We start from the raw sequence: 23078 nt of genomic DNA on the forward strand, positions 1-23078 counted from the left end.
CTTTCTTGCAACAAAAATCTTTATTGGATAAAAAGTTTTTTATTGATGAAAGGAAATGCCGTGAAGTCGATGGGCTTGAGAGAGAGACAAAGGCTTGCACGCAGGCAGGCGATCCTGTTCGCGGCCGGCGACCTGTTCGCGTCCGGAAGTTTCGACGCCACGAGCCTGGAGGATGTGGCCGCGTCGGCCGGCCTTTCGGTCCCGACCATCTACACCTTCTTCAAGTCCAAGCAGGAACTGCTGCTCGGGCTGTTGGAGGAAGACCGCATTTTGCTCGAGCCGAAGTTGGCGGCGATTGTCGGGCAGTTGCCGGGCGACGCCGTCGAGGCCTTTTTCGCCATAGGGCGGGCCATCATCGCGGACGGCTATGACGTGACGCGCAAGAACGTCTGGCGCGAGATACTCGCGGCCTCGCTTCGTTTCGGCTCCGAAGAACGCAACCAGTTCCGGGAATTGCAGTCGGTAAGCGCCAAATATATCGGCCTTGCGGTCGATGGGCTCCAACAGCGCGGGCTGCTCTCCCAGGACCTTGATCGCGATAGCGCCGTCAGGGTCGTTCACGGCCTCATTCGCCGGGTCTTCCAGCTCTATGTCGTGAACGACAGCGTGTCCGTCGAGGACATGATGGGGATGCTGCTCACCGACCTGAAGTCAGTCACCGCTGGCCTTGGGCAATAATACTACGAGGATAGAATGCTTGAGATCGCCCGGCGGAACACGAACCTCCGCGAGATGGATATCGCCTCCCATCTGCATGCCCAGACCAATCTGAAAGCGCATGAGACGACCGGCCCCCTGATCGTGGCGGGAGGCGAGGGCTGCTATTTCTACGATGACAGCGGCAAGCGCTATCTGGACATGCACGCGGGCCTTTGGAGCTTGTCGCTGGGGCTGGGCAACGAGCGCCTGGCCGAGGCGGCGGCCCGCCAGTTCAAGACGCTTGCCTACGCGCAGACCTTCGGGCACCGCTCCTCGGAACCCGTCATCGAGCTGTGCGACGCGCTCGTAAATCTCGCCCCCGTGCCGATGTCGAAAACGATGCTGCAGAGCTCGGGATCGGAAGCCAACGACACGGCCGTGAAGATCGCCTGGTACTACTGGAACTCGCGCAACGAGCCCGGCCGGCGAAAGATCATCGCCCGCAAGCGCGCCTATCACGGCACGACCGCGGTGGCTGCGAGCCTGACGGACCTTCCGCACATGCATGCCGGGTTCGGCCTGCCGCTTCCGGGCTTTCTCCACGTTTCCTGCCCAGACACCTACAGGGGCCCCAACGAGGGGGAAAGCGAGGCCGAATTTGCCACCCGCCTTGCCGAGGAACTGGATGCAACCATCCGCCGTGAAGGCCCCGAGACCATAGCGGCTTTCATTGCGGAGCCCGTCATGGGGGCCGGCGGTATCTATACGCCTCCGGATACCTACTTCCCAAAGATCCGCGAGGTGCTCGACCGCTACGGAATCCTCTTGATTGCCGACGAGGTGATCTGCGGGTTCGGCCGCACCGGCTCCTGGTGGGGGTCTCAATCCTACGGTGTCCAGCCGGACATGATCACCAGCGCCAAGGCGCTGTCGTCCTCCTACCTTCCGATCTCCGCCCTCATGATCAACCAGAAGATTTACGAGACGATCGCGGACAAGAGCGACAGCGTCGGCGTATTCGGCCACGGCTACACCTATGGCGGGCACCCTGTGTGCGCTGCCGTCGCCCTGGAGACGATCCGGATCTACCAGGAAGACGCACTCATCGATCGTGCCGCCGGGCTCGACGCGGTCATGCGTCGTCACCTCGAACCTCTGAAGGACCACCCTCTCGTCGGCGACGTACGCGGCAGAGGCCTGATGTGGGGTGTCGAAGTGGTTGCCGACAAGCAGACGAAAAAGGCATTCGAGCCGGCGCAGAAGGTCGGCGCGCGTGTCTCGAACGCCTGCTTCCAGAAGGGGCTCAACACCCGCGCCGTGGGAGGGCACGTCCTGGCTTTCACGCCGGCGCTGATCGTCACGGAAGAGGAAATCAGCACTGCTGCCGGCCTCCTGACGGACGCCCTGGATCAGGTCGAGGCAGAACTGAAGCAAGAGAACTGAAGCAAACCGAAAAACTATAAAACCGGAGGAAAATGAAAATGAAATCGCTACTTATCGGCCTGCTCGGCGCAGTGGCCATGTCCGTTGCCACGCCGGCGCCGGCGAAGGATTGGACCGATGTCGTGATCGGCATGGACCTCAGCTATAAGCCCTGGTCCTTCACGGATTCGGACGGCACGTTCATGGGCTTCGAAGTCGACCTGGCGAACGATCTGTGCGGACGCATGAAGGTGAAATGCGAACTCACCTCGCAAGCCTGGGACAGCATCATTCCCAGCCTCGAGGCCGGAAAGTTCGATGCCATCATCGCCGGCATGGCAATCACGCCGAAGCGCCTCGAGGTGATCGACTTCTCGAGCCCCTACGCCGACAGCCCCCGGGTCCTGCTGACGCTCAAGGACAGCCCCTACGCGAAGCTCGCGCTCTCCGACAAGATCTTCGACATCGAGAATGGCGGCGACGAGGCGAAGCAGCAGATCGAAATGTTACGCACCGAACTGAAGGGCGCGACGCTCGGCGTGCTGACCGCAACCGCCAATGTCAAGTTCATCGAGACCTATCTCGGCGACGTAGTCGAGGTGCGCCAGTACAAGACGGCCGAGCAGTATGTGCTCGATCTCGCAGCCGGGCGCATTGACGTCGCGCTGGACAACCTGGCTTATCTGGGCGGTGTCCTCACCGGTCCCGATGGCGGCGACATGGTGATCGTCGGGCCGAAGCTGTCGGGCGGCATGTTCGGCGTCGGCCGTGGTGTCGGCTTGAGGAAATCCGATACCGACCTCAAGGCGCTTTTCGACAAGGCGATCGAGGAAGCCAAGCAGGACGGCACCATCGCGAAAATTTCCGACAAGTGGTTCGGGGTCAACGTCGCTCCGCAATGACGGTGCCCTGCTGCCGGCGGCGGTCGCAGCCGGCAGCGCCCTTTTCTTTCTTTCAGGACGCTCATGATGGCGCAGCCTTACAATCGGCCCCTGAGTGCCGTCGAAATGCCGCGGGCAGGCGGCATCTCGACGATGATGCGACTGCCGTTCGCTGCAAGCCCGGAAGGCCTCGGCGCGTGCTTCATCGGCATCCCCCTCGACACGGGCACTTCCAATCGCTCCGGCACGCGGTTGGGACCGCGTCAGATCCGGGCCGAATCCGTGATGATCCGACCCTACAACTCGGCGACCCGGGCAGCCCCGTTCGACAGCATCCAGGTCGCGGACCTGGGAGACGTCGCCGTCAACAATTACAATCTGCCGGCAACGGTCGATATCATCGAGGCATTCTACCGCCCCGTGGTCGACGAGGGGGTCGTGCCCATTTCCCTCGGAGGCGACCATACGATCTCCTATCCGATCCTGAAGGCGCTGAGCCGCAAGCATGGCCCTCTGGCGATGATCCATGTCGATGCCCATGCGGATGTCGCCGATCGGATGTTCGGGGAGCCCATCGCCCACGGCACACCGTTCCGCAGGGCGGTGGAGGGCGGATGCCTGCAGACCGACGCTGTCTTCCAGATCGGATTGCGCGGGTCGGCGAATACGCTTGAGGACTACGACTGGGCGCACAAGCAAGGCTTTACGGCAATCCGTGCCGAACAATGCTGGGGTCAATCGCTTGTGGGACTCATGGAGGGAATCCGGCAGCGGATCGGCGATCGCAAGGTCTATCTTTCCTTCGATATCGACGGCATCGACCCGGCCTTCGCGCCGGGAACCGGCACGCCTGAGATCGGAGGGCTGACCGTCCCCCAGGCACTCGAGATCATCCGCGGGTGTCGCGGCCTCAACCTCGTCGGCGCCGATATCGTCGAGGTATCTCCGCCCTACGATCCTTTTGGGACCACGGCGTATACCGCTGCCAACCTTGCCTTTGAAATGCTGTGCGTATTGCCCAAGGTCGCGTATCTGTAACCGCTGGCCTTCGCGGCCAATGGCACCGCGTCACCAGCTCAGCGGGTCTTCAGGTAAAAGGTCTTGGATGTCGGCAGATGCGCCCGGCACAGCCTTGCCAGCAGCGCACCGTTGCCCTGCTTCAGCGCGTCGATCATGGCGTGGTGCTCGTTGCGGGCGGTTTCGCGCGCCTTAGCATCCTTGAGCGCCGCGAAGCGGATGGAATGGGCGCGCTGCGACGCGCTGTCGATGGCTTGCGCCAGGAACGGGTTGGCACAAAGCGAGAAAAGCAGCTTGTGGAAGGCTAGATTGCTCCTGAAAATGCCGACATAGTCGACGTCCTGGACAGAACGGTCATGGCCGGCCTGAACGGCCTCGAGTTCGGCAAGAGCAGCCGTGTCGACGGGAAACCGGATCTGAAGCGCCGCCTGCGTCTCCAGTAGTTCCCGCAGCTCGTAAAGCTGCTCGACCTCCAGCGCAGAGTAGGCGCGGACTTGCGCGCCGCGGTTCGGCACGCGCTCGATCAGCCCCATGCGGTCGAGTTCCATCAACGCCTGGCGGATGACATGGCGCTTGGTGTCGAAGCGCGCGAGAAGAGCGTCTTCCACCAACCGCTCGCGCGGCAGAAGCTCGCCCAGCACGATGTCTTCTTCGAGCCGGGCTACGATCTCTTCCAGCGTGGAGCCGGAGGATTTGCGCTGCGCGTCGTCCAAATCGGTCAGGCCCATTTCATGCCCTTGGTGTCGGTTAACGAATGACCTTCGCGTCTGATTGTCAATAATTGATGGCATCGGGCGGATGCCTTCCCTCCATGAACCGGGCGAGATTGTCCAGCGCACGCCAACCCATGGCATTGCGGGTTTCGATCGTGGCGCTGCCCATATGCGGTGTCAGGAATACGTTCGGAAAGTCCCTGAAGCGCAGGTCGAAGGCTGGCTCGCCGCGAAAGACATCCAGCCCGGCTGCCCCGACCTGGCCCGTCGCGAGCGCCGCCAGCAGCGCCTCTTCATCGATCAGGTCCCCGCGCGCGGTGTTGACGAGGATCGCGCCGCGCGGAAGCAGGTCGAGGCGCTCCCGGGTCATGACGGGAGAGCCGGCGGAGGGCATGTGCAGGCTGACGAAGGCACAGTGCGGCAGCATTTCCTCAAGCATATCGAAGTAGCGCGTGCCGATCGCCTCGTCGTCTGGCAGCCGGTGGCGGTTGTGGTAGAGGATATGCATGCCGAAGCCGCGCGCCCGGCTTGCAACGGCCCGGCCGATACGGCCCATGCCTATGATTCCAAGGTTTTTTCCGCCGGGCTGCACGCCGAGCATCTCGTTCAGGGCGAACCGTTTGCGCCAGCCTGCATCCATGACGGCGGCATATTCCTTTGCGCGGCGCGCGGCGCAAAGCAGGAGCATCATGGCAAGGTCGGCGGTCGCGTCCGTCAGCACGTCCGGCGTGTTGGTGACGACGATGCCCCGGGCCCTGGCTGCCTCATGGTCAATATGATCGAAACCGACGCTGCAGGTCGCGATGATCTTCACCGTCTCCGGAAGTGCCGCGATCGTCGTCGCATCGAGCTTTTGCCGTGACGAAACCAGCACGCCCCGCGCCGCACTCGACCGAAGGGTGGCGACGAGCGCCTCGGCGTCGAGTTCCCGCTCTTGCGACAGGACGGCATCGAATTCGGCCTCGGCGCGATCGGCCACGGCTTGGGGAACGGGGCTGGCAATGACAATCCGCATTTCGATCTCCTGTCAATAATATTATTGACAATCTGGACCCCGACAGTCAACTGTGGCCCAGCACGAGGAGCGCTGGAATGACGGGCCGGAAAGGAATGCATAAGAACGTCGCGCATTATGGCGACGCCGGCTTTTCCATTTATCTGCGAAAGGCGTTCATCAAGGCGATGGGCTATACCGACCAGGCTCTCGACCGGCCGATCGTCGGCATCATCGACACCGGTTCCGATTACAACGCCTGTCATCGCAACGTTCCCGACCTGATCGAGGCGGCCAAGCGCGGCGTCATGCTGGCTGGCGGCATCCCCATGGCCTTTCCGGTCATCTCGCTGCAGGAAAGCTTTTCCCACCCGACCAGCATGTACCTGCGCAATTTGATGGCGCTCGACGTGGAAGAGATGATCCGGGCCCAGCCCATGGATGCGGTGATCCTGCTCGGCGGCTGCGACAAGACCGTGCCGGCGCTGCTCATGGGCGCGGCAAGCGCCAATGTCCCGGCCATTCTTCTCGTGACCGGCCCGATGAGCGCCGGGAGCTGGCGTGGCGAAAAGATCGGCGCCTGTACCGATTGCCGCCGGTTCTGGGGCCGCCACCGCGCTGGCGAACTGAGTCGGGAGGAAATCACCGAGGTCAACGACGAATTGGCGCCGACGATCGGCACGTGCGGCGTCATGGGAACCGCCAGCACGATGGCCCTGGCGGCCGAAACCCTCGGGATCATGCTGCCGGACGGGGCCTGTACGCCCGCCGTGTTTGCCGAACGGCGCCGTCTGGCCGAGCGGACGGGTGAACGCGCGGTGCAGATCGCGGCCGAAGGCCTGACGCCGGACAAGATCATGACGCCGGCGGCATTCCGCAACGCCTTCCGGGTGGTGTTGGCGGCCGGAGGCTCGACCAACGCCATCATCCATTTGACGGCGATTGCCGGGCGGCTCGGCATCGAGGTCGATCTCGACCGCGTCGACGAGATCGGTCGCGAAATTCCGGTGCTGGTCGACCTCAAGCCGACGGGCCAGCATTATATGGAAGACCTCCACCGCGCGGGCGGGCTGACGCCGCTGCTGCGCCAGCTCAGCCCCCTGCTGGAACTGGACTGTCTGACGATTACCGGCAAGAGCCTCGGCGAAAATGTCCGCGCGGCGAGGCCGGACTGGCCGCAGACCGTGGTGCGGCCGCTGGAGAACCCTATCCATGCCGGCGGTGGCCTCGCGATCCTCAAGGGCAACATCGCCCCCAGGGGCGCCGTGATCAAGAAGGCCGCAGCGAACGCCGCTCTTTGCAGGCATCGCGGGCGGGCGGTGGTGTTCGAGAATCTCGCCGACCTTGCGGACCGGATCGATTCCGTCGACCTCGACGTAGGCCCGGACGATATCCTGGTGCTGCGCAACGCCGGCCCCAAGGGCGGGCCGGGAATGCCGGAGGCCGGCTATATCCCGATCCCGAAGAAGCTGGCGCAGCAGGGGGTCAAGGATATGGTCCGAATTTCGGATGCGCGCATGAGCGGAACGGCTTTCGGGACCATCGTGCTGCACATCACGCCCGAGGCTGCCGAGGGCGGCCCGCTGGCGCTGGTCGAGAACGGAGACGTCATCAGTCTCGACGTCAATGCGCGGCGGCTGGAACTGGAAGTCGATGCCGTGGAACTGGAGCGGCGGCGCTCCGCTGCGCGCAAGGCTACCGAGCCCGTGCAGCGAGGCTATGCGTTCCTGCATTTCCACTACGTTACCCAGGCCGACAGGGGATGCGACCTCGCCTTCGCCATCCCGCCCTATACGTCCAGGATGTAAGGCCGGATCGACCTTCGCCGCCGGATGGGGATGGGTCAGGGCTCGCCGTATCTGGCGCGGAGTTCCGCGATTTGCCGTGTGCTCAGGTGGCGCGGGCTTTGGCCGCGCAGCAGCATCTGCAGCTTTGCACTTTCCTCCAGTTCCTCGGCCGCATACACGGCGGAGGCGATGTCCGGGCCGCTGACGACCGGCCCGTGATTGCCGAGAAGCACCGCCGCGTGCCGCCCCTTCAGGCCACGGATCATCTCGCCGGTCAGCGGCGAGCCTGGCATGGTGTAGGGAAGGTATTTCAGGCGGCCGACGCGCATAATCAGATAGGGAGTGATCGGCTCGAGGAAGTCGTCTTCATCGTCCATCGGCAGGCACGAAAGGGCCGTGGCGTAGGTCGAATGCAGATGAACCACCGCCCTGCATTGCGGGCGCGTGGCGTAGAAGGCGAGATGAAGCGGCAGTTCCTTGGAGGGCGGCAGGCCGCCCACATGCTTTCCCTCAAAGTCGAGCTTCGACAGGCTTTCCGGATCAAGGTGCCCGAGCGAGGAATTGGTCGGGGTCATCAGATAGCCGTCCGCGACGGCGGCGCTTATGTTGCCGGCCGAGCCGACGGAATAGCCTCGCTCGAAAAGCGAGCGCGCCAGCCGGGTGATTTCCTGCCTGAGTTCCGCCTCGGTCATTCCGCAGCTTCCATCCTCGCCAGTGCCTTGTCGAAGAAGTCGATGGCCCCGAAATTGCCCGACTTGAGGGCAAGCGCCATTCCGGGGCCGGCCTCGGAGAGCAGGACCGGGACACCCGGATCGATCTCCCGGCCTATGGCGAGCGGCCCCACTCCGAGCGCCGACACCACGGCGCCGGAGGTTTCGCCGCCGGCGACGATGAGCCGGCGAACCCCGCCCGCAACCAGGTGCCGGGCGACCTTGCCGAAGAATCCGTCGACGGCCGCCGATGCGCGGGGCGCACCGTAGCGTGCCTGAATGTCGCCCACCATTGCGGGGTTGGCGGAGGTGAAGACGAGCGGCGCCCGCCCTTCGTTCTCCCGCAAGAACATGACCACGTCTTCGGGGTTCAACCGCTCCTCGACGATAGCGCCGACATCGAGAGCCAAAGTGGGATGAAGCCGCGCGTGGTATTCCACTTGTTCGCGCGTTCGTCCGGAACAGCTTCCGGCAAGGATGGCCTCCGGTCCGGATACTGCCGACGCTTGCGGGGCGCTGCCGCGCGCGTCGCCGGCGCGGATGAAATTCCGGGGCAGCCCAAGCGCGATACCGGAACCGCCCGTGACCAGCGGCTGCCCGGCACAGGCCGTTGCGATGGTGACGAGATCCGCATCGCCGATGCCGTCTACGATCACCAGCGTTTCGCCCCGCCCGGCGGCGGCTTCGAGCGCCGTCCTGACGGCCTCGGGGCCGCTGGACACGACACCGGCCGGGACGAAGCCGACCGGCGTGGCGCATTGCGGCTTCAGCCAGCGGCGCAGGTCGGCGTCCGTCATCGGGTTGATCGGATGGTTCTCGAGGCCGGATTCGTTGAGAAGCCGGTCGTGAACGAACAGGTGGCCCTGGTAGACGGTTCGGCCGGCGGCGGGAAAGGCTGGGCAGGCAACGACCCCGCGCACGCCCAACGCCTTGGCGAGGGCCTCGCCCACCGGACCGATATTGCCTTCGGGCGTCGAATCGAAGGTCGAGCAATATTTGAAAACGACCTGCCGGCACCCGTGCCGGCGCAGCCATTCCAGGGCCTGCAGCGATTGCGCGACCGCTTCGGCGGGCGCAATGGAACGGCTCTTGAGAGCGATGACGCAGGCTTCCTCGTCCGGTCCCGGGTCTTGCCGCGGGACACCGAGATGCTGGCTGGTGCGCAACCCGCCTTCGTCGCCGATGCCCTTGGCCAGCGTATTGGCGATATCGCTGGCGCCCGTGAAATCGTCCGCGATGACGCCGATCAGCATGTCGGGCCGCTGCCTTGGCCGATCAGGCGCTTCATTTGCTCAACGGCCGACCGGGGCGCCGTCAGCACGGGGAGAGGGAGTTTCGCCTGCACGGCCTCGGCGGCCGCGGAAGTCGAGAAGTGGGCCAGCATGACGGCATCCATGTCGGCCAGTTCGGGCGCGCGCCCGGCCACCAGGCGGTTGTGGGTTTCGTGGTCTCCCTTGCGCAGGCGGTCGATCGCGTCGTCCACGAGCACGGTGGTGAGGGTGGCGTCCGGATACCGGTCGGCGGCATAGGCGGCGAACTCCGCTTCCATCGTGGGCACGGAGGGGCTGAAGGTCGCCAGCATCCCGATGCGCCGGCCCTTCTCCAGGGCGGCGGCGAACATCGCCTCGTTGGGCTTCACCACGGGGATCGGCAGGTCCTGGGCCATCCGCTCTATGGCGGGGCCGAAGGCCGAACAGGTCACCAGCACGCCGTCCGCGCCGATAAGATGAGCGTATCGGCCGAACGCCACGAAGCGCGCGATCAGCTTCTCGGACAGCGTGTCCGCCTCCCTGGCCCGGTCAATGGTCAACCCGTCATCGAGGAGGTTGACGGTTTCGGCCTCCGGCCAGTCCTGCGCGAAGGCGGCATGGACCGGCGCCATCGCCACCGGCGTGGCGTGAAGAAGAACGATCCGTGGCTTTGCCATTCCTGCCTCCGAAAAAACTATTGCCTGGGCGACAGGCCAGCCGCCGCATAGGCCTTCATGGCATCGGCGGAAGACAGGGCCTGCACCAGTTGCCGTGCCTGTTCCTGCCGTGGCGACGAGCGCAGCACGGCGGCGGAAAATCCGGTGACGCTGGCGACTTCCGGCGGCAGCGGGCCGACCAGGTCGACACCCTTCACCATGATGAGCTCGCTGATCTGCTGGATGGCGAGGTCGGCCTCGCCGCTGACCAGTTTTTCCGCCGTCAGCCCCTCGGGGATGACGACCGCCTTCTGCCGTACCGCCTCGCCGATGCCGAGTCGGTCGATGAGCTTCTCGAAATAGATGCCGCTCGCGCCAGCCCTCGAATAGGCAATGGCGGAACAGGACAGCAGGGCCTGCCGGAACGCCTCCGTCGTGGCGATATCCGGCTTGGGCTTTCCGGCCAGCACCGCGAGACCTACCGTGGCGTCGGCAAGGGCCACGCGCGTCTCGGGGACAAGGATGCCGCTTTCGCAAAGGTCATCGATGGCAGGGTCCGCAAGCACCACCACGTCAGCCTCCGAGCCCTCGTTGAGGGCCTTTACGGCGAGCGTGGTAGGTGTCCACCGGGCATCGACCCTGACGCCGGTGTCGCGCTCGAAGGCGGGGATGACGATCGGCTCGATCGCCCCCTGCAGCGCGAATCCGCTCATGAAAACCAGTGCGTCAGCCATTGCCTTGTCCTCCGATTGTCGTGTTCTGCCTTTGCCGCGCCGCGACGAGATGATCGGTGCTGAGCTCGGAAAGCGTGTTGAGCCCGAGCAGCGCCATGTCGCGGTCCACTTCTTCCTTGAGAAGATGCGTCGCATGGCGGACGGCTTCCGCCTGGCCCACCGTCGCTGCGTAGAGAAACGGCCTGCCGACAAAGACAGCGTTTGCCCCCAGCGCCATCGCCTTGATGACATCGCTGCCGCGCCGGATTCCCCCGTCGATCATGATCGGGAAATCGGGCAGGGCCGGCCTGATTTTTTCGAGCGCGCGCAGGGGCGCCACAGCATAGTCGAGCTGGCGCCCGCCATGGCTCGACAGGATGACGCCGTCGGCGCCGCTATCGCGGGCGATGCGAACGTCTTCCAGGCTGAGCAGGCCCTTGACGACGAGCGTGCCCGGCCAGAGCTTTCGGATCAGTCGGACGTGGTCCCAGGAAAAGCGGTCGCGGCCGCTGAAGTTGCGCTCCAGGCTGCGTGACAGCATCGGCGGCCCCCGCTCGGCCTCCATGTTCTCGAAATGCGGAAGGCCGCGCGCGGCCAGCGTACGCCCGAACGTCCCAAGCAGCCAGCGCGGATGCAGGGCGCAGTCCAGCGCCACGCGCGGTGTGACCTTGATCGGCATGCTGTAGCCGTTGCGGACATTATTCTCGCGGTTGCCGGGCACGGGGGTGTCGGCGGTCAGCACAAGGGTGTCGTAGCCGGCTTTTGCCACGCGCTCGATCATCGGCACGATGCGGGCCTCGTCCCCGGCGAGATAGGGCTGGAACCACGCCTGCGGATAAGCCCGCCGCACCTCCTCCAGGGGAATGAGCGAGGTGGCGCTCATGATCATCGGCTGGTTCATCTGCGCCGCCGCCTCGGCCAGCGCCAGGTCGCCGCAATAGGCCGCTATGGCCGAGCCCCCCATCGGGGCTATCCCGAACGGCACCGAGTAGCGTTGCCCGAACAGGGTAATGCCGGTGTCGCGGGCGGAGACGTCTCGCAGCACGCGGGGGACGAAGGCGTAGCCCTCGTAGGCTTCGGCCGCGAAGCGCGCCGCCGCTCCCCTTTCGACCACGCCCGAGATAAAGCCGTAGATCATCCACGGCAGGTAGGCGCGCGCCTCGGCCTCGAAATCGTCCAGCGACAGGACATGGCGCCAGCGCCTCGACGACGGGGCCGTGCGCGGTTGCGCAAGAAGGTTGCTCATGCCCGCAGGCCCCATGCCGGCCGTCGTGGCGACAGGACCCGTTGGCGCTTCGATGCGCGCTGCTTTCCGGCAAAGGCTGTCACGTCAGTCGATCCTGCCCAGCGATCCGTCGAATTCCGCCGAGCAATAGGGGCCGCCCTGGAAGGCCGCCTCGACCGGGTCTTCGCGCATGGCTTCCTCGCCGAGTTCGGCCGCGTAGTCCTCGGCGCAATCCTTGGGCTCGTAACCGATCTTGCGGCCGCCGGGATTGTCGTACCAGACCCGCTTGTTGGCGGAGATGCCGTATACCACCTCGAAATGGATGTCCTCGGCGTTCAGGCAGCTTACGCCGAGGCGCCCCATGTCGGCGGGGCTCAGCCACAGGCTGAGCATGCGGCGGTTGGTCGGCCGTGGCCGAAACTGCCCGATGCGCAGGCTGATGGTCTCGAGGCCGTGCTTGTCGGCATAGAGCCGCCCGAGCGCCTCGGCGAATACCTTGCTGACGCCATAGCGGGAATCCGGCCGCGGCGTCTCTCCCTGCCCGACGGTGGTCGAGCGGCGGTAGAAGCCCATGGCATGGTTGGAACTGGCGAAGACGACTCGCTTGACCCCCTTCACCCGCGCGGCCTCGTAGATGTTGTAGGTCCCCTCGATATTGACGTCGCGGATGTTCTCCCAGTTGTCCTCGAGCGGAATGCCGCCCATGTGGTAGACGATGTCGATCCCCTCCATCGCCTTCATCGCGCTTTCGGCGTCGCGCAGGTCGAATGCGAACGATTCCTCGTGCGAAGCCTGCGGCTCGATCTCGCCAAGGTCGCTGCAGCGCATCAGGCGGCAATGCGGGCGGAGCGCATCGCGGAGGACGGATCCGATTCCCCCGGCGGCGCCGGTGATCAGGATAGTGTTGAAACGGCTCATGGTTCCCTGCGCTCAGGCTGGCGTGACGAAGAAGGCGGAGTTTTCCTTGTCGTGCCTCGACAAGAAAACGCTTACAAAAACTTTCTAGAAGCTGGCTGATGAGGTGTCAAGGCGGCTTCGGGGCAGGGAAGATAAATGTCTCGGCGCCGGCTGCCGAGGAAGTAGCGGAATTCCATGGGAAATCCACTAACTGGCGGATATTGCGCTTAAAAATGGCCTGCGTCGCTCGGGGCTCGATAAAATAAAATTCATGAAGCCGCCCTGTTGACTTATCTGTCTCGGTCGGTCAATCATGTAAACGCTTTCTTGAAAGGGCGGCGATTGACCCCGGAGCAAGGCGCCGGCAGTCGGCAGAGGGAGGTTGGACGAGATGGGAACGCTTATGAAGCTGGGGTCGCTGACGACGCCCCCGCAGCGCAACGAGAATCACCGCCTGGTGCGTGTCGTGTTCTCGAACGCCGATCTCGTCGACAGCAACATCATGGGCGTGGAGCGGTCGATGTATTTTGCCTCCGGAAGTTCGCCCATCCATGCTGAAAGCCCGACCGAGGAAATCATCTATTTCCGCCGCGGCCACGGCAAGGTCCTGCTCTGCGACGTCTATGTCGATGTCGGCCCGGGTAGCGCTGTAGCCATTCCGAGCGGGATCGAGCATCACGTGGTGAACTCGGGCAAGGACGTGCTGGAGCATATCCTGACCTCGGCGGCGATCGGCGATCGTCCGACGGAAAAGGACTACCGGAAGCAGCCGGGCGACTGCCTGCCGGAAGATCAGTCCCGCCTGCTCAGCCGCCTGAAATGCCGGCGCATGACCATTGCCGAAGAACAGGCGGGCGCGTCCTTCGATTTCCCCGATCAAGAAAGCGTTTACACGATTTCTGCAGGATTTACGATAGCGCATGTGAAGCTGGCGGGAACGGACTATGAATGGCAGTATGCGCTCGATGCGTCGGATTGCCTCTGGATTCCGCCGGGCGTGCCGCACTACTTCCGCAACGTCGGCGACACCCCCCTCAGCCTCGTACAGTTCCAGTGCCGGACCTGAGCCCGGATCGGCGCGAGCGTGCCATGCAGCCGGCTTTGCCGAGAGGGGTTGATCCGTGATGAAACTGCCGAAGATCGATGGCGAACGACTGTGGTCGGCCCACATGGCGATGGCGCAGGTCGGCCGCATCGAGGGCGACGGCGTCTGCCGGCTGGCTGCCTCCGACGAGGACAGGGCGGGGCGCGACCTCTTCGCCCGCTGGTGCGAGGAAGCCGGGCTGTCGGTGCGGATCGACGGGATTGGCAACATGTTTGCGCGCCGGCCGGCCCGCGACGATACGCTGGCGCCGGTGCTGATCGGCAGCCACCTGGACTCGCAGCCGACCGGAGGCCGTTTCGACGGCGCCTTTGGCGTCCTGTCGGGCCTCGAAATCGTGCGCACGCTCAACGATGCCGCTATCGAGACCGAGGCGCCCATCGAGATCGTCAACTGGACCAACGAGGAAGGGTGCCGTTTCCAGCCTTCCAGCTTGGGAGCTGAAGTGGCCGCGGGCCATATCGCGCTCGAGCAGGGGCTCGCGGCCGAAGACGAAAACGGAATCACGCTGGGGGTCGAACTCGACCGGATCGGGTACCGGGGGGATTCCGGGATTGCCCTGAACGCCAGGGCTTATCTGGAGGGCCATATCGAGCAGGGGCCGATTCTGGAGGAAAATGGAGAGGACGTCAGCATCGTCCAGGGCTCCATGGGTGTCAATGCCTATAGCGTCACCTTGATGGGCGTCGAGGCGCATACCGGTACCACGCCCGTCACCCGCCGAAAGGACGCGCTTTATGCCGCCGCCCGCTGCATCACCGAGGTACGGGCGCTCGCCGAGGAATTCGAGCCGGACGGACGCGCCACGGTGGCCAGGCTGCTGGTCGAGCCCAACGCCCGCAGCGTCGTTGCCAGCAAGGTCGTCTTCACCACCGATTGCCGGCATCGGTCGCCGGCCAGCCTCGACGAGATGTCGCGGCGGTTGCGGCAGATCGTCGACAGGGTCAGCGCCGAGTGCGGCCTCGGCTATACGATGACGCCTTACTGGACCGTGCCGCCCCGCAACTTCGATGCCGATTGCGTCGGCGCGCTGGAGGCGGCCGCGTCGGCGATGGGCCTGAGGCACAGGCGCATGGTGAGCGGCGCCGGCCACGACGCAATCCCGGTGTCGGCCGTGGTGCCCACGGCGATGATCTTCGTGCCGAGCAGGGGCGGCGTCAGCCACCACGTTTCGGAATATACGGCGCCGGAACATCTCGAGGCGGGCTGCAACGTGCTTTTCCAGGCCGCCGTCAGGCTGGCGGGAATTGCCGATGCCGGCGGGCAGCGGGCCTGAGCGCCAGGGAAAGCAGAGGCGGCCGGCAGGTTCAGGAAAACAAAGCCGGCCCGGTAGATTGACAAGGTTTGGACCATCATGCATGCTGCATTCTTGAAAGCGTTTACATAACTTTCTGCAAAGAAAGCCCAGGCAGCCGGCAAGATGCCGGTCTGTCGATGACAGAGGTCGTGCCGCTTGCCGCTCATGTGGCAACCGGCATTGGGTTCGGGCATGCGACCCGTCCCGAGACATATCCGGGAGCGGCCCTGCCGTGCTCCGGACATGAGCAGACACACGACAATGAGAAGGCGCGCGAAAGCGCCCGGCAAGAACGCCTGTTTTCCACACTGCAACCAAAAGAGGGAACCGATGAAAGTTTCTTTTACCACCGGGATTGCCGCGAGCGCCGTTAGCCTGTTGGCCGCCGGCATGGCCGGGACGGCCTTTGCGCAGGATGCGAAACCCGCCTGTGAGGCGCCGACCGAGGTGCAGGGTTTTCTGACCTGCGCGGACGTCGAAGCCGCCAAGAAGGAGGGCGCCGTGGTGCTTTACGCTCCCGCCGGGCAGGCCCAGCAGCTTGCCGTCCTCAACGAATTCAACAAGCTCTTTCCCGAGATCAAGGCCCAGTCCGTCTGGGCCCAGACCGGAGCGCTTTTCGCCAAGGTCGAGCAGGAGGTGAATACCAACAACACCCTGGTCGATACGCTCGTGCTTTCCGACCCGACGCTTCTCAACGATCTGCAGAAGAAGGAAGTGCTCGCAGAGTACGTTTCGCCGGCGCTGGCCGGCTATGCGGACGTGAACGTGCAGAGCAAGCCGAAGGGATACTGGACGTCCTGGGGCCTGGTGGCGACCACCGTCGTCTACAATACCGACACGATCGGCGAGAATCCGCCGAAGAGCTGGAAGGATCTGGCCGGGGACGAGCGCTTCAAGGGCCGCAAGGCAAGCCTGAAGAATACCACGTCCGGCCTGCAGTTCGCGCAATGGGCGACGTTGGCGGACCTCTACGGTCCCGAATTCTGGACGCAGGGCATTGCCGGGCTCCGGCCGGTCGCCTTCGATTCCTTTACCCAGCAGTTCGACCGCCTGGTCGGCGGCACCGACATGGTCGCCATCAACGGCCAGATTTCGGGCGCGATGCAGTATACCGAAAAGGGCGCGCCGCTGACGATCCTCTATCCGGAGGACGGGGTTCCGGCGACGCTGGAGGGCGTCGGCGTCGTCAAGTCCGCGCCGCATCCGCAGGCTGCCCGCCTGCTCGTCGACTTTCTCCTCTCCAAGCAGGGCCAGGAGACCATCGTCAAGGAAATGCACTACTTCTCGCCTCGCACCGACGTAGCGGCACCGGCGAATTCCGGCGCTCCCGAGAGCGTGAAGTTCCTGGTTCCTGACTGGGAAAAGATGGGGGATCGTCGCAAGACCTTCGAGGCCGATTGGCAAAAGGTTCTCGGCCAGTAAGCGCCCGCCAGCGAGGAGTCGTCGATGCGCCAGGCTTTCTTCAACCGCCTGAAGGGCGAATTATCGGTCCAGCAACTGACCGCCTATGCCGCTCTCCTGGTGGTGGTGCTGCTGGTCGCCTACCCGATGGTCTACCTCATCGAGGTGGCCCTGCGGGTCAGCGCGCCGAACGAGCCGGCCCGCTACGGGCTCGACAACTTCTCGCTGGTCTTCTCGCCGCGAAACATCGACACCATCCTCAATACGATCCAGCTCGCGGTGATCTCGACAGCCATCGCCATTCCATGCGGCTTCCTCGCCGCATGGATCATCTATCGCACGGACATTCCCGGAAAGCGCTTTTTCGAGCGGCTTTTCGTTCTGCCCTATTACGTGACGCCGCTGGTGCCGGCGCTTGCCTGGCTCGCCCTTGCCGCGCCGCAGTCGGGCCTGATCAACCAGATCGCGGCCCGGCTCGGCCACGACGGTCCGCTCGTCAACATTTCCAGCCTCACCGGCATCGCCATCGTCATGGCCTTTACCGGCGGTGCGGTCGCCTTCGCCATCATGGGCGCGGCGATGCAGCTCCTGAACCCTGCACTGGAAGAGTGTTCGCAGGTTTTCGGGGCCTCCAAGCGCCAGACCCTGTGGCGGGTCACCATCCCGCTGATGCGCCCGGCGCTGCTCAGCGCCACCATCTTCGTGTTCGCCGAAGGCCTCGGCGCCTTTGCCGAGCCGCTGATCCTTGGCGCGACCGACAACATCCAGACCATCAGCACCCGCATCTACATCCTCGCCGGCTCCTATCCTCCCGCCTATGGCGAGGCAGCGGCGCTCGGCATATCGCTGCTGTTCATTGTCGTGCCGCTGATGTTCGTCTATTTCCGCCTGCTCAAGAACCGCGACTTCGCGACGGTGACGGGCAAGGCCTACCGCATGGCCGCGATCGAGACCGGCCGCTCGCGGGCCGGCCTGTTCACGCTGGTGCTGGTCTACGGGTTCGTCGCCGTCATCCTGCCGGTACTCATGCTGGTCATCAACTCGTTCCAACGCCTCTCGACGATCTACTTCTCGACCAAGGTGTGGACGCTGAGCAACTACGTCCAGGTCTTCAATTCGGCCGACCACTGGAACAGCATCGTCAACAGCCTGATCCTCGGTGTTACGACGGCGACCACAGGCCTGCTGTTGATGGGGTTCGTCGTCTGGGTGATCTATCGCTCGCCCCTGCCGCCGCGCGTCGGCCGCTTCATCGAATATGTGGTCATGGTGCCGGTCGCCATTCCGCGCCTCGTCTTCGCCTTCGGCCTGCTGTGGGCGTGGCTGCAGTTTCCCGGCAAGATGTACGGAACGCTGTGGCTGCTGTGGCTGGCCTACCTCACGGTGTTCCTGCCGCTGGGCGTGCGCACCATCGCCAGCGTGGTCTTCCAGCTCGACAAGAGCCTGGAGGAAGCCGCCAAGGTGACGGGGGCCTCGCGCTTCTACCACCTGCGCACTATCACCGTGCCTTTGCTCAAGCCCGGCCTGATCGCCGCATGGATCCTGCTTTTCATCGTCAGCGTGCGCGAACTCGGCTCGTCCATCCTCCTGATCGGTCCGAATTCCAAGGTCATCTCGCCGTCCATCGTCGAGGCCTACCAGGTCATCGGGCGCGAGCAGGCGGCCACGCTCGCCGTGATCCAACTCGCCGTTCTGTTGCTGGCGCTCATGGTGATGCTGCGCTTCACCCGGCGCGAAACGTTCTAGATGCCGAGAAAAAACCAGAAGGCCGCGCACCGATGCGGGCCGAAACCTTGATGGGGTATGAACTGATGGCGACCGCTAAAAGTGCCGCCGGGACGGAAAATGACTACATCGTCGAAGTCACCGATCTGGTCATAAAATATGGCAGCTATACTGCCGTCAAAGGGGTGAGCTTCAAGATCAGGAGGGGCGAGTTCCTGACGCTGCTGGGCCCCTCCGGCTGCGGCAAGACGACGATCCTGCGCTCGATCGCCGGCCTGGAGCGCCCGAGTTCGGGCGAGATCAAGATCGACGGGACCGTCGTCTACTCGTCGGTGCAGGGGATCGACATTCCGGCCGAGAAGCGGGACATGTCGATGGTCTTCCAGTCCTATGCGATCTGGCCTCACCTGACCACGTTCGAAAACGCCGTCTACGGGCTACGTGTGCGCAAGCGGCCGAAGGAAGAGGTTCGCCGCCAGGGCGACTGGGCGCTGGGGCTGGTGCGCATGGACCAGTATGCGGAGCGCCGCGCCTCGGCCCTGTCGGGCGGGCAGCAGCAGCGCGTCGCGCTCGCCCGGGCCGTCGCCTTTTCCCCGAAGGTCATTCTCTTCGACGAGCCGCTTTCCAATCTCGACGCCAACCTGCGTGTCCAGATGCGCAGCGAGATCAAGGAGTTGCAGACGAGGCTGGGGGTCACCTCCATCTATGTCACGCACGACCAGGAAGAGGCGCTGACGATGTCGGACCGCATCATCGTCATGTCGGAAGGCAGGGTGCAGCAGGAATCGACGCCTGAGGAACTCTACAACTTCCCCGGCAACAGCTTCGTCGCCAGCTTCATCGGCTCCGCCAACCTGATCGAGGGGCAGGTCGAGGAAGCGACCCGGTCGGGAGAGCACGTCGATTTCGTCACCAAACAGGGCACGCGCATCCGCGCTTTGGACAACCGTCCGGCCGGCAGCACCGGGGAAGCCCTCCTGGCGCTAAGGGGCGTCTACCCGCAGCTCGAAGCGGGTCACGGCGCAAAGGAAGGCGCCAACAGATGGGCCTGCGAAGTGACGGAAGCGATCTTCAGCGGCGATTTCATCGAATATGTCATCGCCGCCCCCTGGGGGCCCGTCGTCGTCCGCCGCCCGCCGACCGACCGTTACCCGGTCAATTCTCCGATCACCATGAGCGTCGACCCGGCGCACTGCGTGGTCATCGTCCGCTAGAGGAAAAAAGTAATCGATGAGCAAGCATCAGGAAATCGCCTATCTCGGCATCGCAGATCTGCATCGGCTCTACCTTGCCGGCGAGCTTTCGCCGGTCGACGTGGTCGATGCCTGCCTTGCCATGATCAAGACGCGCGACAAGGCCGTCAACGCCTTCGTCACCGTCACCGAGGAGATCGCCTACGAGACGGCCCGGCGGCAGGAAGCGGAACTGGCGAAAAAGCCGGCCGCTCTGCCGCGCCTGTTCGGCGTTCCGATCGGTCTGAAGGACCTGTCAGACTCGCTTGCCGGCGTGCGCAACACCTATGGCAGCCGCGCTTTTTCCGATCTTACCGCGGCCCGCACCGCCGACCATGTGCAGCGCCTGCTCGATGCCGGCGCCATCCCGATCGGCAAGACCAATACCTCCGAGTTCGGCCACAAGAATACCACCGACAACTATGTCGTCGGCCCGACCAGCACGCCGTTCTCGATCGGCCATAATGCGGGCGGCTCCTCCGGCGGCGGTGCGGCCGCGGCTGCTGCCGGCATGGTCTCGATCGGCCTCGGTTCGGACGGCGGCGGCTCGATCCGCGTACCCGCCGCTGCCTGCGGAGTCTATGGCTTCAAGGCGACCTTCGGGCGCATTCCATGGACGAACAGGTCCAACGCCTTCGGCACGCTGGCACCCTTCACCCACAAGGGGCCGATCGCCCGCAGCGTCGCCGACGCCATCGCCATGGTCGACGTCATGGGGCAGCCGCTGGCGACCGACCCCTTCGGCCCGGTCGGCCCGCAAGAGAGTCTGGAAGGCGCTTTGCAGGGAAGCCTCAAGGGCCTGCGGGTGGCCTATGCGCCGACGTTGTGCGACCTTGCGCCCAACCCCGATGTCGGCGCGCTGGTGCGTGCCGCCGCCGAGACCTTCGCCGCCGAGGGAGCCATCGTCGAGGATGTCGGCTCGGCCATCCCCTACCACTACACCGATATCGAGCGCATCTGGGGCGGCGTCTACGACGTGTTTGCCGCCGACACCGCCCGTGGCCTGAAGGGGCTCGGATTCGACGTCGATACCCCGCAGCGAGAACTGCTCAGCCCCAGTTTCCTTACCCTGGTCGATCGCGGCATGAAGATGTCGGCGATGACCTATATGGGCTTCAACCACGAGCGTTCCGGCGTGTTCGATGCCGTCAACGCGATCTTTCAGAAATACGATCTCCTGGTGACGCCGACCAATCTCGTTGCGGCGATCCCCAATGCCAAGGCGTTCGGCGAGACCTTCGGGCCGGACCGGATCGGCGACCAGGCCATCAATCCGACCATCGGCTGGAGCCTGACCTACCTGTTCAACCTGACGGGGCATCCGATCGCTTCGGTGCCGGTGGGGCTTACGCCCGACGGACTTCCCGTCGGAATGCAGATCGTCGGCCCCCGGCATGCCGATTTCGCCGTCCTGAGCGCCAGTGCAGGATTCGAGCGCGCCAAGCCATGGGCCGGTACCTACAGCAGGCTGGCCTGACCCGACCACCCAATCAAGCACACGACGGAGCATTTCATGGGAACCGAAAGCCGTATCTCCCATCTCGGCGCCTTGCCGTTTTCAAACGAGAACTCCCGCCTGGTGCGGACGATCTGGTCGCCCCACCAGATTCCGCACACGTCCCTCATGGGAGTTGAGCAGACGCAGTATTTCCCGGGGGGGCGGTCGGCGACCCATAGCGACGACCGTTCGGAAGAAATCATCTATTTCCGCCAGGGGCACGGCCAGATCCAGCTTGACGACAGGATCGTCGAGGTCGGGCCGGGAACGGCGGTGGCGGTGCCGAAGGACGTCGTCCACACGGTGCGCAATACCGGCCCGGACATGCTGGAGCATATTCTGGTGACCGGCAACCTGACGCTCGGCAGCCTTCCCGCTTCTCCCTTGCCCGCTTCGCTCGACTATCTGATCGGGGAAGGGCCGCACGGCCTTCAGCGCCTGTCCGCCTTCCGGGTCGAGATTCCGCCGGGCGGAACCACCGAGCCGTTGACCCTGCTCGACCGCGAATGCGTTTACGTCCTGTCCAGCGGCTATGTGGTCGCGAAGGTCCTGACCCACGATTTCCTCTATGATTTCGAATATGCGCTCACCGTGAACAGCTCGATGTGGGTGCCGGCAGGGCCTCGCCATTCGTTCCGCAACATCGGCGACACCACGGCGGTTCTGATCGGCTTCATGTGCCTGGCGCGGCCGGATGTGCCGATCAACTGAGCCACCGTTTCGTGATCCTGGCCGCGGCTCCGGGAGGACGTATCCGGCGCCGCGGCGAAGGTGTCCTCCTGGTTGTGGAACCACGGCGACCCGGCTAAGGTTCTGCTTTTTATGGGTGCGCGGACGATGAAAGCGGTTTCGGGCAGGTCACCGAGGCGACCGGAAGGCTTGGTCGGGTTGCAGGACGTCGCGCGCGCGGCCAATGTCTCGATCGCCAGCGTTTCGCGGGTCATCAACGGCACGGCGAAGGTCAGCGAGGTCGTCCGCCAGCGCGTCGAGCGGGCCTGCGCCGAACTCGGCTACGTACCCAACGGCGCCGCCCGGGCGCTCTCCTCTCGCCGTACCCGTGCCGTCGGCGCTGTGGTTCCCGCCATCGAGAACAGCGGTTTCGCGATCACCATCGGCGCCTTGCAGAGCCGCCTCGAACAGGCGGGCTACACGCTGCTTCTGGCCAATAGCGGCTACGATCCCGAGGTCGAGCTGCGGATGGTGACGGCGCTGCTCACGCAAGGCGTCGACGGGCTGGTCCTGGTCGGCCATCGCCACGATCCGCGCCTCATGCCGATGCTGAAGCGCATGGGCGTCGTGTTCGTCGAGACATGGACGCTGGCCAGCGACAGGCCCTGTGTCGGTTTCGACAACGAGAAGGCGGCGCGCCAGATCACCGAATACCTCGTCAGCCTCGGCCATACTTCGATCAGCACCATCGCCGGCCGCACCCAGTTCAACGACCGCTCGGCCTCCCGTATCGCCAGCATGGAAGCCTTCCTCAACCAGCGCGGCCTCAAGCTGCATTCGGAACGGCTGGTGGAGCACCCCTACCGCATCCTCGACGGGCGGCTGGCCATGCGCTCGCTGCTGTCCTCCGCGGACCGGCCCACGGCCGTGGTGTGCGGCAACGACCAGCTTGCGTTCGGCGCGCTCATCGAGGCGGCGTCGCTCGGTGTGGACGTGCCTGGCGAGATTTCCATTACCGGCTTCAACGACCTCGACTACGCCGCCCATCTCGATCCGCCCCTGACCACGTTGCGCGTTCCGGTAGAGCAGATGGGGGCGATGGCGGGCGATTATATCGTGTCCAGCCTGCAGGGCGAGCCCGTCGCGGCCGTTGCCGAAATCGATGTCAGCCTCATCGTGCGCGGCAGCACCGCACCGCCGCCGGCGCGGCGTTCCACCACCTGACGCCCGGCCGTCCGGCACCCGGCGTC

21 protein-coding genes are annotated in these 23078 nt (G+C 64.6%); 13 read left to right on the forward strand and 8 right to left on the reverse strand.

Going from position 1 to position 23078, the window contains the following annotated elements; all coding sequences use genetic code 11:
* The first annotated feature begins 75 nt into the window (after positions 1-75).
* From ACFOHJ_RS00745 to speB, 4 genes are all read left to right on the forward strand, one after another.
* A complete protein-coding gene (locus ACFOHJ_RS00745; protein WP_378217485.1) occupies positions 76-678 on the forward strand; it encodes a TetR/AcrR family transcriptional regulator in 603 nt (200 codons plus the stop codon).
* A gap of 24 nt (positions 679-702) precedes the next feature.
* A complete protein-coding gene (locus ACFOHJ_RS00750; protein ID WP_378218045.1) occupies positions 703-2082 on the forward strand; it encodes an aminotransferase in 1380 nt (459 codons plus the stop codon).
* A gap of 38 nt (positions 2083-2120) precedes the next feature.
* A complete protein-coding gene (locus ACFOHJ_RS00755) occupies positions 2121-2963 on the forward strand; it encodes a transporter substrate-binding domain-containing protein (protein ID WP_378217488.1) in 843 nt (280 codons plus the stop codon).
* Positions 2964-3026: 63 nt separating this feature from the next.
* Entirely contained in the window at positions 3027-3980 is a 954-nt protein-coding gene (gene speB, locus ACFOHJ_RS00760; protein ID WP_378217490.1) for an agmatinase, read from the forward strand.
* A gap of 38 nt (positions 3981-4018) precedes the next feature.
* Here the strand turns inward: speB and ACFOHJ_RS00765 are convergent, their stop codons facing one another.
* Positions 4019-4687: a GntR family transcriptional regulator gene (locus tag ACFOHJ_RS00765; protein WP_378217492.1), complete on the reverse strand. Its 669-nt coding sequence runs from the start codon at positions 4685-4687 to the stop codon at positions 4019-4021.
* A gap of 46 nt (positions 4688-4733) precedes the next feature.
* A complete protein-coding gene (locus tag ACFOHJ_RS00770) occupies positions 4734-5687 on the reverse strand; it encodes a 2-hydroxyacid dehydrogenase (protein ID WP_378217494.1) in 954 nt (317 codons plus the stop codon).
* 95 nt (positions 5688-5782) lie between these two features.
* On the opposite strand from ACFOHJ_RS00770, the gene ACFOHJ_RS00775 reads away from it, so the two are divergent.
* Entirely contained in the window at positions 5783-7474 is a 1692-nt protein-coding gene (locus ACFOHJ_RS00775) for an IlvD/Edd family dehydratase (protein WP_378217496.1), read from the forward strand.
* Positions 7475-7509: 35 nt separating this feature from the next.
* On the opposite strand, the gene otnC is transcribed toward ACFOHJ_RS00775, so the two are convergent.
* From otnC to ACFOHJ_RS00805, 6 genes are all read right to left on the reverse strand, one after another.
* A complete protein-coding gene (gene otnC / locus ACFOHJ_RS00780; protein WP_378217498.1) occupies positions 7510-8145 on the reverse strand; it encodes a 3-oxo-tetronate 4-phosphate decarboxylase in 636 nt (211 codons plus the stop codon).
* Positions 8142-9416, reverse strand: coding sequence for a 3-oxo-tetronate kinase (gene otnK, locus ACFOHJ_RS00785; RefSeq protein ID WP_378217500.1), 1275 nt, complete (start codon positions 9414-9416; stop codon positions 8142-8144). Before otnK ends, otnC begins: the two co-directional genes overlap by 4 nt.
* Positions 9410-10090, reverse strand: a complete 681-nt coding sequence (locus tag ACFOHJ_RS00790; RefSeq protein WP_378217502.1) for an aspartate/glutamate racemase family protein — start codon at positions 10088-10090, stop codon at positions 9410-9412. Before ACFOHJ_RS00790 ends, otnK begins: the two co-directional genes overlap by 7 nt.
* A 17-nt stretch (positions 10091-10107) precedes the next feature.
* Positions 10108-10803 carry a substrate-binding domain-containing protein gene (locus ACFOHJ_RS00795; RefSeq protein WP_378217504.1) on the reverse strand — a complete coding sequence of 232 codons (696 nt, stop codon included), beginning with the start codon at positions 10801-10803 and terminating at the stop codon, positions 10108-10110.
* The gene (locus ACFOHJ_RS00800; RefSeq protein ID WP_378217506.1) at positions 10796-12028 is read right to left on the reverse strand and encodes an alpha-hydroxy acid oxidase; all 1233 of its coding nucleotides are present in this window, start codon (positions 12026-12028) and stop codon (positions 10796-10798) included. The genes ACFOHJ_RS00795 and ACFOHJ_RS00800 overlap by 8 nt, the downstream gene beginning before the upstream one ends.
* A gap of 84 nt (positions 12029-12112) precedes the next feature.
* Entirely contained in the window at positions 12113-12925 is an 813-nt protein-coding gene (locus ACFOHJ_RS00805) for an NAD-dependent epimerase/dehydratase family protein (RefSeq protein WP_378217508.1), read from the reverse strand.
* 445 nt (positions 12926-13370) lie between these two features.
* On the opposite strand from ACFOHJ_RS00805, the gene ACFOHJ_RS00810 reads away from it, so the two are divergent.
* From ACFOHJ_RS00810 to ACFOHJ_RS00845, 8 genes are all read left to right on the forward strand, one after another.
* Positions 13371-13970: a cupin domain-containing protein gene (locus ACFOHJ_RS00810; RefSeq protein ID WP_378217510.1), complete on the forward strand. Its 600-nt coding sequence runs from the start codon at positions 13371-13373 to the stop codon at positions 13968-13970.
* A 58-nt stretch (positions 13971-14028) separates the two neighbouring features.
* Positions 14029-15282 carry a Zn-dependent hydrolase gene (locus ACFOHJ_RS00815; protein ID WP_378218048.1) on the forward strand — a complete coding sequence of 418 codons (1254 nt, stop codon included), beginning with the start codon at positions 14029-14031 and terminating at the stop codon, positions 15280-15282.
* Between the two features lie 351 nt (positions 15283-15633).
* Positions 15634-16725 (forward strand): ABC transporter substrate-binding protein, encoded by a 1092-nt coding sequence (locus ACFOHJ_RS00820; protein WP_378217512.1) that lies wholly within the window; start codon positions 15634-15636, stop codon positions 16723-16725.
* Positions 16726-16749: 24 nt separating this feature from the next.
* The gene (locus tag ACFOHJ_RS00825) at positions 16750-18450 is read left to right on the forward strand and encodes an ABC transporter permease (protein WP_378217513.1); all 1701 of its coding nucleotides are present in this window, start codon (positions 16750-16752) and stop codon (positions 18448-18450) included.
* Positions 18451-18515: 65 nt separating this feature from the next.
* On the forward strand, positions 18516-19643 hold the full coding sequence (locus ACFOHJ_RS00830; protein ID WP_378217515.1) for an ABC transporter ATP-binding protein: 1128 nt from the start codon (positions 18516-18518) through the stop codon (positions 19641-19643).
* 16 nt (positions 19644-19659) lie between these two features.
* The gene (locus ACFOHJ_RS00835) at positions 19660-21138 is read left to right on the forward strand and encodes an amidase (RefSeq protein WP_378217517.1); all 1479 of its coding nucleotides are present in this window, start codon (positions 19660-19662) and stop codon (positions 21136-21138) included.
* Between the two features lie 36 nt (positions 21139-21174).
* Complete coding sequence (locus ACFOHJ_RS00840; protein ID WP_378217518.1) at positions 21175-21870, forward strand: cupin domain-containing protein; 696 nt, start codon at positions 21175-21177, stop codon at positions 21868-21870.
* Between the two features lie 126 nt (positions 21871-21996).
* Entirely contained in the window at positions 21997-23052 is a 1056-nt protein-coding gene (locus ACFOHJ_RS00845) for a LacI family DNA-binding transcriptional regulator (RefSeq protein ID WP_378217520.1), read from the forward strand.
* Positions 23053-23078: the final 26 nt, after the last annotated feature.

The sequence above is a fragment of the Aquamicrobium soli genome, from assembly GCF_042646345.1.
GTDB lineage: Bacteria > Pseudomonadota > Alphaproteobacteria > Rhizobiales > Rhizobiaceae > Mesorhizobium > Mesorhizobium soli_A.